Here is a 13134-nt window from a genome sequence, read left to right on the forward strand (position 1 = left end):
GGGGGGGGGGGGGGGGGGGGGGGGGGTGGGGGGGGGGGGGGGGGGGGGGGGGGTGTGGTTGCGCGTGCGCGTCTTCTTCCGTGTCGCCCCCCCCGCGGTCGCGCGGGCGGGCGCGGCCGCGGCGGCCGTACTGCTGGCCAGCAGCACGGCCGCCACCTGGTGGGTCTACGACCGCTCGGAACTGCGCACCTTCGACTGGCTGGCGGAGCTGCTGCCGGGCGGCCCGGGCGAGCACCTGGTGCTCTCCTCCGGCCTGGACGAGGCCAGTCGGCCGGTGGCGGCCCGCTGGCCGCAGCACCCCCAGAGCGTGGTGGACCTCTACGACCCCGCCCTGATGACCGAGGGCTCGATCCGCCGGGCCCGCCACCACGTGCCGCCCGTCCCGCACACCCGTCCCGGACGGCACGACCGCCTGCCCGCGGCGACCGGCTCGGCCGACACCGTCCTCGCCGTCTTCGCCGCCCACGAGCTGCGCCGGGCGGACGACCGGCAGCAGCTGTTCGCCGAGTGTGCCCGGGTGCTGCGCCCCGGCGGCCGCCTCGTGCTGGTCGAGCACCTGCGGGACGCCGCCAACACCGCGGTCTACGGCCCCGGCGCCCAGCACTTCTTCCCCCGGCGGGCCTGGCTCCGGGCCGCGGCCGGTGCGGACCTGTGCCTGGTCGCACAACGGCGGATCGGCGGCCTGGTCACCGCCTTCGCCTTCGCCGCCCCGACCCCGACCGCCGCCCCCTCCCCCACCCCGACCGCGACCGCGACCGCGACCGCCGCCTCCCCCGCTCCGACCGGAAAGCACCCCGCACCGTGACCCACCTGCTCACCCTGGAAAGCCAACTGCGCCTGGTGGGCGTGGCCCTGATCGCGATGGGCGCGCTGCACATCGTCCTGCCGCGGCTCATCGGCTGGCCCTCCGACCTCGCCGGCACCACTTTGCTGACCCGCCAGGTCTCCTACGCTCACCTCTTCTTCATCGCCCTGACCTGCGTCCTGCTCGGCCTGCTGCCGCTGCTGCTCGCCCCCGACCTGCTCGCCGGGAACCGGCTCGGCACCGCCCTGCTGGCCGCGCAGACGCTCTTCTGGGCCCTGCGCTGGCTCTTCCAGTTCACGGTGTTCTCCCCGGAGCTGTGGCGCGGCGACCGGTTGCGGACCGCCGCCCACCTCGCCCTGTCGGTGCTGTGGACCTGGGTGACGGCCGTGTTCACCTGCGCACTGGTGGTGGTGCTCCGCGGCTGAGCACCACGTCCGGCGCGCCGTGGCGGCGTCCGGCCCCTTCGCCGACCGGGCCCCGAGGGGACGCCGAGGTCTGACGGGGCGTCACTCCGCTTCCACCGCTGGGAAGATGGGGGTTTGCCGCCGGTCGCCTTCCGGTCGTACGCTGACCGCCGGTCGCGGGGGCTCGGGGCCCTCCGCTGGCGTGCGCCCGGCCCCGCGCCGCACCGCTGCCGCCGCTCCCCTGGATGACCGATGATCGAAGCCTCCCTCTCCGCCGCGCCGTCCCTGTTCCCCGCGTTCGCCGTGCTCGGCGCGCTGTTCGGGACGGCGGCGTTCCTGCTGGCCCGGCGGCGGGAGCGGCCGCCGCTGGCACCGGTGCTGTTCGCCGTGGCGCTGGCGGGGGAGGTCGCGGTGACGCTGACGCCGACCACCGGCGGTTCGTCCGGGGAGCCCAACTGCACGTTCGGCGGCGGGATCTGGCGCACCGTGCTGGAGCAGCAGGGTCTGCTGAACACCGCGCTGTACGTGCCGCTGGCGGCGCTCGGCGTGTGGGCGTTCCGGCGGCCGCTGTCGGTGCTGGCCGGGTGCGCGGTGCTGTCCGCCGGGACGGAACTGCTGCAGACGCTGCTGGGGACGGGACGGGCCTGCGACGCCGCCGACTTCGTCGACAACTCCTCGGGCGCGCTGCTCGGCGCGCTGCTGGCCGTGGCCGCGGTGGCGCTGGCGCCGTCCTGGCGCGGCACGTTCGCGCCCGGGCGGGACGCGCTGCGGGCGCTGACCACCGCCGGGAGCGGCCTGGCGGCCGTCGCGCTGGTGGTGTGGCTGTTCGTCCCGGTGTACGACGCCCCGGAGACCGGCTCGCCCTTCCCGAACACGGTGGACACCGCGGGCACGGCGTACCGGCTGATGGACCGGCTGTTCGGGCCGGGCGGTCGGCTGGAGGTCACCTCCACGGTGTTCGACCCGGCGCTCTCCCGCTTCCCGCTGACCGAGGCGGCCGGCGACCGGGGCCGGTTCCGGTTCGAGGCGGTGAGCGGCCGGCTGGTCTCGGTCCAGTTCCCGACCCCGGCCCCGGCCCCGGACGGCACTGCCGCCTCCCCGCTGCCGGAAGAGCAACTCCTGCGGGCCGCAGGCGAGTTCGCCACCACCTGGTTCCCCGACCTGGCCGACGGCACCCGCCCCGCCCTCGCCCCGGCCCCGGCCCCGACCGGCTCGCCCGTCCCGGCGGGGGCCCGGCTGCTGACCTTCCACCGCCCGGCGAACGGCCTCCCGCCCTCGGGGCACCTGGAGGTCACCGTCTCGGCCTCCGGCCGGGTGCTGTCCGCGACCGCCTACCGCCCGGACGACCGGACCACCGGCTGACGACCGGACCACCGGCTGACGGGCGGCCCGCCCCTGACGCGGACGGCCTACCCCAGGGCCGGGATGACCTCCGCGCCGTACGCGTCGATGACGGCCTCGCGGGCGTCGTGCATCGCGTACACCGCGAACTGGTCGACGCCGAGTTCGCGCAGCGCGCGCAGCTTCTCGACGTGGGCGGCGACCGGGCCGAGCAGGCAGAAGCGGTCGACGACGGCGTCGGGGACGAAGTCGGTGGAGGGGTTCCCGGCGCGGCCGTGGTGGCTGTAGTCGTAGCCGTGCCGGTCCTTGATGTAGGCGGTGAGCTCCTCGGGGACGAGGCCGGAGTGCTCGCCGTACTTGGCGACCAGGTCGGCGACGTGGTTGCCGACCATGCCGCCGAACCAGCGGCACTGCTGGCGGGCGTGGTCGAGGTCGTCGCCGACGTAGGCGGGGGCGGCGACGCAGACGGTGACGGCGGCGGGGTCGCGGCCGGCCTCCTCGGCGGCCCGGCGGACGGCCTTGACCATGTGTTCGGTGAGGTAGGGGTCGGCGAGCTGGAGGATGAACCCGTCGGCCTTCCGCCCGGCGAGGGCGAGCGCCTTGGGGCCGTAGGCGGCCATCCAGACCGGCAGCCGGCCGTCCCGGATCCAGGGGATGCGGACCGGGTTGCCGTCGACCTCGGCCTCGCGCCCCTCGGCGAGGTCGCGGATGGCGTCGATGGCCGCGCTGAGCCGGGCGAGCGTGTTGGGGCGGCGCCCGGCCACCCGCATCGCCGAGTCGCCGCGGCCGATGCCGCACACCGTCCGGTTGCCGTACATGTCGTTGAGGGTGGCGAAGGTGGAGGCGGTGACCTCCCAGGTGCGGGTGCCGGGGTTGGTGACCATCGGGCCGACGTGCAGGCGTTCGGTGTGTTCCAGGATCCGGCTGTGGATGACGAAGGGCTCCTGCCAGAGCACGGCGGAGTCGAAGGTCCAACCGTGGCTGAAGCCGGCCCGTTCGGCGCGGCGCATCAGTTCGACGACCTCGGTGGCCGGCGGGTCGGTCTGCAGGACGAGTCCGAAGTCCACTGCGGGGGGCTCCTCGCGGAAGAGGGGGTGGTCAGAGGTACTGGCAGCTGGAGCGGGGCAGGAAGGCGCCGTGCCCGGGGCGGCCGAGGTAGTCGCCGCGGTCGAGCAGCACCTCCCCCCGGGAGAACACCGTCTCGACCCGTCCGGTGACGGTGCGGCCCTCGTACGCCGAGTAGTCGACGTTCATGTGGTGGGTGGCGGCGGAGAGGGTCTGCACGGCGTGCGGGTCGTAGATCACCAGGTCGGCGTCGGATCCGGGGGCGATGGTGCCCTTGCGCGGGTGGAGGCCGAACATCCGGGCGGGGGCGGCGCAGGCGAGTTCGATCCAGCGGCGGCGGCTGATCCGGCCCTCGACCACGCCCTGGTGCAGCAGGTCCATCCGGTTCTCGACGCCGGGCAGGCCGTTGGGGATCTTCGAGAAGTCGCCGCGCCCGAGCTCCTTCTGCCCCGTGAAGCAGAACGGGCAGTGGTCGGTGGAGACCACCTGGAGGTCGTCGGTGCGCAGGCCGCGCCAGAGCGCCGCCTGGTGGTCCTTCGGGCGCAGCGGGGTGGAGCAGACGTACTTGGCGCCCTCGAAGCCGGGTGCGGCGAGGTCGTCGGCGGACAGGAAGAGGTACTGCGGGCAGGTCTCGCCGAAGACCGGCAGGCCGAGGTCGCGGGCGGCGGCGATCTCGGCGAGCGCCTCGCGGGCGGAGACGTGCACCACGTACAGCGGCGCCCCGGCGACCCGGGCGAGCTGGACCGCCCGGTGGGTGGCCTCGGCCTCCAGCAGCGCCCGGCGGACCTCGCCGTGGTAGCGCGGGTCGGTCTCGCCCCTGGCCAGCGCCTGTTCGACCAGGACGTCGATGGCGGGGCCGTTCTCGGCGTGCACCATGGTGAGCGCGCCGAGTTCGGCGGCCTGCTGCATGGCGCGCAGGATCTGCCCGTCGTCGGAGTAGAAGACGCCGGGGTAGGCCATGAACAGCTTGAACGAGGTGACGCCCTCGCCGACCAGTCCGGGCATCTCGCGCAGCACCGACTCGTTGACGTCCGAGACGATCATGTGGAAGGCGTAGTCGACGGCGCAGTTGCCGTCGGCCTTGGCGTGCCAGTCGTCGAGCCCGGCGCGCAGCGAGGAGCCGCGGGTCTGGATCGCGAAGTCGACGACGGTGGTGGTGCCGCCCCAGGCGGCGGCCCGGGTGCCGGTGGCGAAGGTGTCGGCGGCGCGGGTGCCGCCGAACGGCATCTCCATGTGGGTGTGCGCGTCGACGCCGCCCGGGACGACGTACTTCCCGCTGGCGTCGAACACCTGGTCGACGCTCCAGTGCTGGCTGCCCGGCAGGGCGAGCGCGACGACCCGGCCGTCCTCGACCAGCACGTCGGCGGGCGTCTCCTCGGCGGCGGTGATCACCAGGCCGCCGGTGATCAGGGTGCGGGCCACCGCGCTCAGCCCTCGGTCAGCGGGCCGTAGGCGTCCGGCCGGCGGTCCCGGTAGAACGCCCACTGCTGGCGGACCTCGTCGATCAGCCCGAGGTCGAGGTCCCGGACGACGAGTTCCTCGCTCTTGTCGGAGGCCACCTCGCCGACGAACTGCCCGCGCGGGTCGACGAAGTAGCTGGTGCCGTAGAAGTCGTCGTCGCCGTACTCCTCGACGCCGACCCGGTTGATCGCCGCGACGAAGTACTCGTTGGCGACCGCGGCGGCGGGCTGCTCCAGCTGCCACAGGTACGCGGAGAGGCCGCGGCTGGTCGCCGACGGGTTGTAGACGATCTCGGCCCCGGCCAGGCCGAGCGCCCGCCAGCCCTCCGGGAAGTGCCGGTCGTAGCAGATGTACACGCCGACCTTGCCGACCGCCGTTTCGAACACCGGCCAGCCGAGGTTCCCGGGCTTGAAGTAGTACTTCTCCCAGAATCCGCGCACCTGGGGAATGTGGTGCTTGCGGTACTTCCCCAGGTAACTGCCGTCGGCGTCGATCACGGCGGCGGTGTTGTAGTAGAAGCCCGGCTTCTCGATCTCGTACACCGGTGCGACGATCACGATGCCCAACTCCCTGGCGAGCGCCCGCATCCGCCGCACCGTCGGCCCGTCCGGGACCGGCTCGGCCCACGCGTAGTGCTCGGGTTCCTGCACCTGGCAGAAGTACGGGGCGTTGAACACCTCCTGGAACCCGATGATCCCCGCCCCCTGCCCGGCGGCGTCCCGCGCGGCCCGTTCGGCGGCGTCCAGCATGGATTCCTTGTCACCCGTCCACGCGGTCTGGAACAGGGCGGCCCTGACGACACGACTCATGGCCGTAACTCCTCGGCTCGAAGGTGCGAAGGCGCAGCGGGGAAAGCGCGGTAGCGCTGTAGACCGTTGAGACTAGGAGCTTCGCGGCACATGGGTGGGTGCCACGCGGGAGGAGCGGGGGAAATCCGCTTTCCCGCGCATTCCTCCGATTTTCCGCCGCCCGCTCCGCCGAGCCTTTCCCGCCCTTCCGGTCCTTCGGAATGCTTTCGCCGTCCGCTCAGCGCGCGGCGGCGTCGGCGAGGGCCCGCAGGAGCAGCGCGGCGGAGGTGGCGCCCGGGTCCTGGTGGCCGGTGCTGCGCGGGCCGAGGTAGGAGGCGCGACCGCGGCGGGCCTGCAGGGGGGTGGTGTCGCGGGCGCCGCGTTCGGCGGCTTCGGCGGCCGCGGCGGTGGCCCGGGGCAGAGTGGCGCCGGTCGCGGCGGCGGCGCGCAGGGCGTCGACGGCCGGGGCGAGCGCGTCGACCAGCGTCTTGTCGCCCGGTTCGGCCCCGCCCAGCGCCCGGACGGCGGCGAGGCCGGCGGCCAGGGCGTCCGCGCAGGCGGCGGGGTCGGCGGCCGGCGGGAGTTCGGCCCCGGCCGCCCGGAACGCCTGCCCGTACAGCGGGCCGGAGGCGCCGCCGACCTTGGCCGTCAGCGTGCTGCCGACGGTGCGCAGCAGTGCGCCCGGGCTCTCGAAGCCGCCCTCGGGCGGGGCGTCGAGCGCGGCCAGGACGGCGGTGAAGCCCCGGCGGAGGTTGCTGCCGTGGTCGCCGTCGCCGATCGCCGTGTCGAGTGCGGTGAGGTGCCGCTCGGCGTCCTCGACGGCCGCGGCGGCGGCCCGGATCCAGGCTTCGGCGAGGGCGGTGTCGAGGGTCTCGTGCGTCATGGTGCGTCGCTTCTCCTGCCGGTGGGGGCGGGCCCGTTACGCGCGGACCAGCGCGGGGGTGTCGGCGGGGGCGTCCCACAGTTCCAGCATCAGGCGGTCCGCAACGGTCAGGGTGAGGGAGAAGCCGGCCGCGTCGAGACTGGTGACGTAGGAGCCGACCAGGGTGCGGGCGGGGGTGACGCCGTGCTCGGCGAGGCGGGCGGTGACGGCGGCGCACACCACGTACAGCTCGATCAGCGGGGTCGCGCCGAGGCCGTTGACCAGGACGATCGGCCGGTCGCCGGGGCCGGGCCGGTTCCCCTCCAGCACCGCGTCGACCACCGTCGCGGCCAACTCGTTCGCGGGGCGCAGCCGTTCGCGGCGGCGGCCGGGTTCGCCGTGGATGCCGACGCCGACCTCGATCTCGTCCTCGGCGAGGTCGAAGCCGGGGCGGCCGGTCTCCGGGTTGGTCCCGGCGGCGAGCGCGACGGCGAAGGAGCGGGAGGCCGCGACGACCCGCTCCCCCAGCTCCCGGACCTCCTCCAGGGCGGCGCCGCGCTCGGCGAGCGCACCGCAGGTCTTGTGCACCACCACGGTCGCACCGGTGCCCCGGCGGCCCGCGGCGGAGTCCCGCACGGCGACGTCGTCGTCGACCAGGACGGTGGCCACCCGGTGGCCCTGTTCGGCGGCGAGTTCGGCGGCCAGCCGGAAGTTCAGCACGTCGCCGGTGTAGTTCTTCACCACGAACAGCACGCCCGCGCCGCTGTCGGCGGCCTGCGCGGCGGCCAGGATCCGGTCCGGCGGCGGCGAGGTGAACAGCTCGCCGGGGCAGGCCGCGTCCAGCATGCCCGGGCCCACGAAGCCGACGTGCAGCGGCTCGTGGCCGGAACCGCCGCCGGACACCAGCGCCACCTTTGGCCCCGCCGGGCGCACCGCCCGGGAGACCACCCGGCGTTCGAAGTCCACCGCGAGCGCGGGGTGAGCGGCGGCGAGCCCGGCCAGGGCGTCGTCGACGACGCTCCCCGGGCTGTTGATCAGCTTCTTCACGGCGGGCGTGCTCCTTCGTCCGTGCGCGGCTGACGGGTGCGGCTGACGGGTGCGGCTGACGGGTGCGGCTGACGCTACCCCAGCCCTCCGGCGGTACGGCCGAACCGCGGCCCCGCGCGGCGCGCCCGGCGCCGGGGGCGGCCGCCGGTAGGCTGCGCCGCATGCGCGCTCCGGTCGCTCTGGTCCTGGTCTCCCACAGCGCGCTCCTGGCCCGGGGCGTGCACGAGCTGCTCGCCGAACTCGCGCGCGACGTACCGGTGTTGATCGCGGCGGGCACCGAGGACGGCTCGCTCGGCACCGGCTACGACCCGATCGCCCGCGCGGTGCGCAGTGCCGCGGCGGGCGGCGCGGGCGCCCTGGTGCTGGCCGACCTCGGCAGCTCGGTCCTGACCGCCGCCCTGGTCCTCGCCGACCTGGCCCTACCGGACACCGCCCTCGCCGACGCCCCGTTCGTCGAGGGCGCGGTGGCCGCCGCCGTCACCGCGGCCGCCGGCGCCCCGCTCCCGGAGGTCCTGGCGGCGGCCGAGCAGGCTCGCGGCTTCCGCAAGCGCTAGCCGTTCCGCCCGGCGCGGGCGGGGACGCGGGGCGGCGGCCGTCAGTGCTCCTCCGGGTCGGACCCGTCCGCCCCGGGCCCGGGGCCGTCGCGGTGGGTGAAGGCCAGGGCGCCGCCGACGACACCGATGATGATCAGCGCGACGGCGATGCTGATCCCGCCGGCGTGTTCCCAGTAGACGTCGCTCAGGTTGATCAGGTTGGCGGTCTCGTCGATGACCAGTGCGGTGCCGATGCCGTAGGCCAGGCCCATCCAGGTGCGCCAGCGCGGCGAGCGTTCGACCAGGCCGAGCGCGCCGACGATCATCAGGACGAGGATGCCCCACACGTAGTGGTGGAGGTGGACGCCGCCCGCCGAGACGTTCCCCACGCCGGCGGCGTCGACGTGGATCAGCCAGGTCAGCAGCCGCAGGAAGCCGAAGGTGAGGGTGAACCCCCACCAGGCCAGCACCAGGCCGCGGCGGGTGGGGGAGACCTCCCGCCACCGGCGGGGGCGGCGGCGGTCCGGCCCCTGCGGGGACGGCTGCTCCTGCTCCTGTTCGGGGGGTGCGTCCATCCGCCGACCCTAGCCCGTCGGCACGGCGCCGGGCCCGTACGCCACGGCCCCGTCCGGCCCGGTCATGCCCGCACGGCCCGTCCCGCCCGCGCGGGCATGACCGGGCGCCGCCGGGGCAGCCGGGTCCCGGGAGGGGATCGACGCGGACGAACGGAGGAGGCGGTTGTGACCGGCGGACTGTGGGACTACGAAGGTGCCGAGGGCTACCTCGCGGGATCGGACCTGACCGGGTACCGGGTCGAGGCGACCGACGGGCACATCGGCCGGGTCGACGCGCACACCGAGGACGTCGGCGCGGGCTACCTCGTGGTCGACACCGGCCCGTGGATCTTCGGCCACGAGGTGCTGCTCCCGGCCGGCACCGTCACCCGGGTCGACCACGACGGGAGGACCGTGTTCCTGGACCGCACCAGGGACGAGGTGAAGAACTCGCCCGCCCGCGACGGCGGCCACCACGGCGACGACCCGGCCTACCGCGACCGGCTCGGCGGCTACTACAGCGGCGGGAACCTCTGACCCGCCCGCCCGGGGACGCCCCCGCCCGGCCGCCCGGGTCGGCGGCTCAGCCGGCCAGGACGGGCAGCAGGCGGTCGAGGGCGCGGCGGGTGCGGGTGGCGGCGAACGGGTCGCGCAGGAGCTGCAGGGCCTGGTTGAGGGCCAGGTAGATGCCGGTGAGCTCGTGGACGACCTGCTCGGGGTCAGTGTCGGCGGGCAGCTCCCCGGCCTCGACGGCGAGCCGGACCTCGCCGGCCAGTCGGCGGCGCCAGACCATCAGCAGCCGGGCGACGGTGCGGCGGACCGGGCCGTCGTGGGCGTCGAACTCGATCGAGGCGGTGGTGAACAGGCAGCCGCCGGGGAAGACCTCGCGGGCGTGGTCGAGGTAGTCGATCCAGTTCTGGCAGACGGCGCGCAGGCGGCGCAGGCCGGGTTGGGCGGCCGAGGCCGGGTCCCAGACCAGGGCGGTGAAGAGGGCGGAGGCCCGTTCCAGGGTGGCCAGTTGGAGGGCTTCCTTGGTGCCGAAGTGGCCGAGCACGCCCGCCTTGGACAGCCCGAGGTCACCGGCCAGCCGCCCGATGGTCAGCCCCTCCAGCCCGTCCACCGAGGCGAGCGCGACGCTCCGGTCGATGATCCGGGCCCGGGTCCGACGGGCCTCGACCACGGTGCTGCGCGGACTCATCGCCCTCCTCCGTAACTCCGCCTGGTCCGGACGCTCCGATCCGCGCCCCGGCCCGAAATCCTACGGCGTGCACCGCCGGACCGCGGCGGACCGCGCCCGCCCGCTCCGTCCCGGCCGCGCTACGGCGGACCGGCCGCGTCCCGGTGGCCCGGCTCCCCGTCCCGGGTCGAGCCGCGGCGGGTCACCGCCCGGGGCGGTACTCCATCAGCAGGTCCCCGTCCCCGTTCCCGTCCCCGTCCCCGCCCGCGACCCGCCGGAACCCGGCCTTCTCCCAGGCCCGCACGGCCCGGACGTTCGCCGCCGCCGGATCGACCGTCACCCGCCGCCACCCCAGCTCCCCGCACAGGTGGGCGAGCAGCGCCCGGGCGGCGTCCGGCCCCAGGCCCCGGCCCTGAGCGGCCGGGACCAGCACCAGGTCGATGCCGCCGCCGTCCGGCCCGGCCCGCCGGTACTGGGCGTAGCCCACCGGTGCTCCCCCGGCGAGCACCAGGAAGGACTCCACCTCCGGACGGCGCCGCCCCAGGTACTTCGCGGCGACCTCCGCGCGCGGCAGCGGCGTCCCGCCCCAGTGCTCGACGAACCCGGGATCGGCGAACCAGCCGGCCAGCAGGTCGAGGTCCTCCTCGCGGGTCGGAACGAGCCGGGTCGACTCCCCGACCGGCCCGGGCCCGTCACCCACCGCCCGCTCCCCCGTCCGGCCGGCGGCGGCGCGGGCGCCGTTCCGCCGCCGTGCGTGCCCGTACGGCGGCAGCGGCGGGTCGTCGGGGGCGGTCACCAGGGGTGCCGGTCTCGATCCTCTGCACGCCCCGGAGCCTGGCAGCCCCGGCGGCCCGGCGGCAAGGGCCTCAGCAGTCGCGGTCCCAGCGGCAGGGCTCGACGTCCTGGACGCCGGGCAGGGCGGCGATCAGCTCCTGCAGGGCCCGGGTCTCGTCGGGGGTGCCTTCGAGGTGGCGGACGGTGAGCACCCGGCCGGGGCGGTCGCGGCGGTCCTTGAGGACGACCGTCGTGGCGCCGTGCCCGAGGCCCGAGCCGTCGTACCGCAGCGCCGGGGGCCGCGGCCCGGGGCCCAGCAGCGGGCTGTCCTCGCGGAGGGTGGCGGCGAACCCGTCGGGCCGCTGCGGGGCGGGCTCGGCGTCCCGCAGTCCCTGGACGAGGAGCCAGCCCGTGAGGCAGCAGGTCGCGGTGGTCAGCAGGACGCCGAACGGGAGCGGGACGCGGTGCGGCCGGTCGGCGCGGCGCCGGGGGCGGGCCTGGCGGCCGGCGGCGACCAGGACGAGGGTGGCCGGGGTCAGCGTGAACGTCCCGAGCAGGGAGCACCACAGCGAGAGCACGAACAGGGACCAGCCGATGGCCGGGCAGAGCGTCCGGAAGGACCGCGCGTCCCGGCAGGACAGCGGCACCGCGAGCAGCAGCACGCCGGCCAGCACCAGGAAGCCGATGCCGCCCGCCGTGCCGAGCGTGAGGACCCCCCAGCCCACCGCGGGCGCGCTGCACAGCACCGCCAGCCCGGCCAGCACCCGGGCCGACCCGGGCACCGGCCCCGCTCCCCCGGCGTACGACACTCCGCCCACCCCCATATTGAACGCGTTCAAATATGCTGGACGGAACGTACCAGAACCCGTTCCGCCCCCGACACCCGGTCGGCTTCCGGTCGGCCTCCGGTCGGACGGGGACTGTCGGCGGCGGTCCGTAGGGTGCCCGCGTGAACATCGACGATCTCTGCTGGCAGGTCCGCCACCACGCCGGCGTCCCCCCGCGGATGGTGCGGGCCCTCCTCGACCTGGGGCAGTCGGAGCTGCTGGTCCGGGCCGCGCGGGAGCGCGGGGACTGGAACTGCGCGGAGGCGGCGGCCCGGGCACTGGCCGCGGCCGGTGAGTTCGACCGGGCGCTGGCGCTGCTGGACCCGTTCACCGAGATCGGCTGGCGGGCCGCCGAGTGGGTCACCGCCGAGGTCATGATCAGCCGGGGCGAGGCGGACGAGGCGCTCGCGATGGTCCGCCCGGACGCGGCCGAGCTGGGCGACGGCCGGGTCTGCGCCCGCTACGCCGAGCTGCTGGCGCGGGCCGGGCGGACCGAGGAGGCCGTCGAGCTGCTGACCCCCCACCTCGGGGAGCGCCGGTTCCGGTCCCACCTGGTCGAGCTGACCGAGGGTCGGGGGTGCGACGACCTGGTGCTGGACGCGCTCACCCGGGCGGCGGAGCACCCGGAGGAACACCCGGCGGGCCCGCCGGACGGGGCGGGCGCGGTCTGCGAGCGGTGCGGCCGGGCGGGCGGAGCGGCCGGGCGGGGCGACCGCTGGGACGTGCTGCTCCTGATCTCCCGGGTCCTGGAGCGGGCCGGGCGGGCGGACCGGGCCGTCGAGCTGCTGCGCGCCGAGACGGCCTCGGGCCGGCGCCACCCCGTCGGCTTCCCGGAGCACTACGCGCGCCTGCTCGCCCGGCAGGGCCTGGTCGAGGAGTTGGGCGCCCTCGCCGCCGCGGACCACTACCCGGCCTTCGAGGTGTACGCGAGGGCGCTGGAGGACGCGGGGCGGGCGGACGAGGCGGAGGCCCTGCTGCGCGCGGAGGTCGAGGCCCACGACCACCCGATGGACCGCACGGCGCTGATGCACCTGCTCGTCCGCCGGGGAAGGACCGACGAGGCCGTCGAGGTCGGCCGGCCCACCTACGCGTACGACGACTGCTGGAACCTGCTCCCCTGGGCGCTGGAGCTGCTCGTCGACGACGGCCGCCCCGACCGGGCGCTCGAACTCCTGGGCACCCTCACCGGGGCGTACGTCGCGGAGCACCCGGACCAGGTCGGCCGCCTGCGGCTCCGGCTGCTGGGCGCGGCCGGCCGCTGCCCGGAGGGCATCGCGGAGGCCACCGCCCTCAACCGGCGGCAGCCCGGCGCGTGGGACACCGCGCTGGCCGGACTGCTGGAACGGGACGGCCGCCCGGAGGAGGCCCTCGCGCTGCTCCGCTCGTCCACCCACCCGTCGGCCCGCCGCGACCTGGCCGACCTGCTGCTCCGCCTCGGCCGCCCGGCCGAGGCCCTCGCCGCCGTCCCCACCGTCGCCGAGCAGCGCGCGGCCGCC

Annotated in this window: 15 protein-coding genes; 6 read left to right on the forward strand and 9 right to left on the reverse strand. The window is 76.0% G+C overall.

From position 1 onward, the window contains the following. The first annotated feature begins 64 nt into the window (after positions 1 to 64). The 3 genes from ACWEO5_RS35245 to ACWEO5_RS35255 all read left to right on the forward strand — a co-directional run bounded on the left by ACWEO5_RS35245 (position 65) and on the right by ACWEO5_RS35255 (position 2571). Positions 65 to 805: a class I SAM-dependent methyltransferase gene (locus ACWEO5_RS35245; protein WP_452166194.1), complete on the forward strand. Its 741-nt coding sequence runs from the start codon at positions 65 to 67 to the stop codon at positions 803 to 805. After that, positions 802 to 1230, forward strand: coding sequence for a hypothetical protein (locus tag ACWEO5_RS35250; protein ID WP_452166195.1), 429 nt, complete (start codon positions 802 to 804; stop codon positions 1228 to 1230). Before ACWEO5_RS35245 ends, ACWEO5_RS35250 begins: the two co-directional genes overlap by 4 nt. A gap of 231 nt (positions 1231 to 1461) precedes the next feature. Then, positions 1462 to 2571 carry a VanZ family protein gene (locus ACWEO5_RS35255; protein WP_452166196.1) on the forward strand — a complete coding sequence of 370 codons (1110 nt, stop codon included), beginning with the start codon at positions 1462 to 1464 and terminating at the stop codon, positions 2569 to 2571. Between the two features lie 47 nt (positions 2572 to 2618). Here ACWEO5_RS35255 and ACWEO5_RS35260 read toward each other — a convergent pair whose 3' ends face one another. The 5 genes from ACWEO5_RS35260 to dhaK form a co-directional block, all read right to left on the reverse strand. Further along, a complete protein-coding gene (locus tag ACWEO5_RS35260; RefSeq protein WP_452166197.1) occupies positions 2619 to 3617 on the reverse strand; it encodes a TIGR03842 family LLM class F420-dependent oxidoreductase in 999 nt (332 codons plus the stop codon). A gap of 31 nt (positions 3618 to 3648) precedes the next feature. Beyond that, positions 3649 to 5037 (reverse strand): dihydropyrimidinase, encoded by a 1389-nt coding sequence (gene hydA, locus ACWEO5_RS35265; protein ID WP_452166198.1) that lies wholly within the window; start codon positions 5035 to 5037, stop codon positions 3649 to 3651. A 5-nt stretch (positions 5038 to 5042) separates the two neighbouring features. Further along, positions 5043 to 5885, reverse strand: a complete 843-nt coding sequence (locus tag ACWEO5_RS35270; protein ID WP_452166199.1) for a nitrilase-related carbon-nitrogen hydrolase — start codon at positions 5883 to 5885, stop codon at positions 5043 to 5045. A gap of 217 nt (positions 5886 to 6102) precedes the next feature. Beyond that, positions 6103 to 6747, reverse strand: a complete 645-nt coding sequence (gene dhaL / locus ACWEO5_RS35275) for a dihydroxyacetone kinase subunit DhaL (protein ID WP_452166200.1) — start codon at positions 6745 to 6747, stop codon at positions 6103 to 6105. A 36-nt stretch (positions 6748 to 6783) separates the two neighbouring features. After that, positions 6784 to 7773, reverse strand: a complete 990-nt coding sequence (gene dhaK / locus ACWEO5_RS35280) for a dihydroxyacetone kinase subunit DhaK (RefSeq protein ID WP_452166201.1) — start codon at positions 7771 to 7773, stop codon at positions 6784 to 6786. Between the two features lie 161 nt (positions 7774 to 7934). Here dhaK and dhaM point away from each other — a divergent pair, with 161 nt between their 5' ends. Next, positions 7935 to 8327 carry a dihydroxyacetone kinase phosphoryl donor subunit DhaM gene (gene dhaM, locus ACWEO5_RS35285; protein ID WP_452166202.1) on the forward strand — a complete coding sequence of 131 codons (393 nt, stop codon included), beginning with the start codon at positions 7935 to 7937 and terminating at the stop codon, positions 8325 to 8327. Between the two features lie 41 nt (positions 8328 to 8368). On the opposite strand, the gene ACWEO5_RS35290 is transcribed toward dhaM, so the two are convergent. Continuing rightward, complete coding sequence (locus ACWEO5_RS35290) at positions 8369 to 8881, reverse strand: hypothetical protein (protein WP_452166203.1); 513 nt, start codon at positions 8879 to 8881, stop codon at positions 8369 to 8371. Positions 8882 to 9046: 165 nt separating this feature from the next. Between ACWEO5_RS35290 and ACWEO5_RS35295 the strand changes: the two genes are divergently transcribed. After that, positions 9047 to 9397: a PRC-barrel domain containing protein gene (locus ACWEO5_RS35295; RefSeq protein ID WP_452166204.1), complete on the forward strand. Its 351-nt coding sequence runs from the start codon at positions 9047 to 9049 to the stop codon at positions 9395 to 9397. Between the two features lie 46 nt (positions 9398 to 9443). On the opposite strand, the gene ACWEO5_RS35300 is transcribed toward ACWEO5_RS35295, so the two are convergent. The 3 genes from ACWEO5_RS35300 to ACWEO5_RS35310 form a co-directional block, all read right to left on the reverse strand. Further along, a complete protein-coding gene (locus ACWEO5_RS35300; RefSeq protein ID WP_452166205.1) occupies positions 9444 to 10058 on the reverse strand; it encodes a TetR/AcrR family transcriptional regulator in 615 nt (204 codons plus the stop codon). Positions 10059 to 10239: 181 nt separating this feature from the next. Then, positions 10240 to 10737, reverse strand: a complete 498-nt coding sequence (locus tag ACWEO5_RS35305; protein ID WP_452166208.1) for a GNAT family N-acetyltransferase — start codon at positions 10735 to 10737, stop codon at positions 10240 to 10242. 166 nt (positions 10738 to 10903) lie between these two features. Then, entirely contained in the window at positions 10904 to 11593 is a 690-nt protein-coding gene (locus tag ACWEO5_RS35310; protein ID WP_452166206.1) for a hypothetical protein, read from the reverse strand. A 167-nt stretch (positions 11594 to 11760) separates the two neighbouring features. On the opposite strand from ACWEO5_RS35310, the gene ACWEO5_RS35315 reads away from it, so the two are divergent. Continuing rightward, the coding region (locus tag ACWEO5_RS35315; RefSeq protein ID WP_452166207.1) for a hypothetical protein at positions 11761 to 13134 on the forward strand (1374 nt) is incomplete at its 3' end.

Source organism: Kitasatospora sp. NPDC004272, assembly GCF_053603035.1.

Excerpts from the sequence above, each read along its gene's own strand:
- dhaL (WP_452166200.1), bottom strand. The coding sequence starts at position 6,747 with ATGACGCACGAGACCCTCGACACCGCCCTCGCCGAAGCCTGGATCCGG.
- ACWEO5_RS35255 (WP_452166196.1), top strand. The coding sequence starts at position 1,462 with ATGATCGAAGCCTCCCTCTCCGCCGCGCCGTCCCTGTTCCCCGCGTTC.
- dhaM (WP_452166202.1), top strand. The coding sequence starts at position 7,935 with ATGCGCGCTCCGGTCGCTCTGGTCCTGGTCTCCCACAGCGCGCTCCTG.
- ACWEO5_RS35270 (WP_452166199.1), bottom strand. The coding sequence starts at position 5,885 with ATGAGTCGTGTCGTCAGGGCCGCCCTGTTCCAGACCGCGTGGACGGGT.
- ACWEO5_RS35300 (WP_452166205.1), bottom strand. The coding sequence starts at position 10,058 with ATGAGTCCGCGCAGCACCGTGGTCGAGGCCCGTCGGACCCGGGCCCGG.
- ACWEO5_RS35290 (WP_452166203.1), bottom strand. The coding sequence starts at position 8,881 with ATGGACGCACCCCCCGAACAGGAGCAGGAGCAGCCGTCCCCGCAGGGG.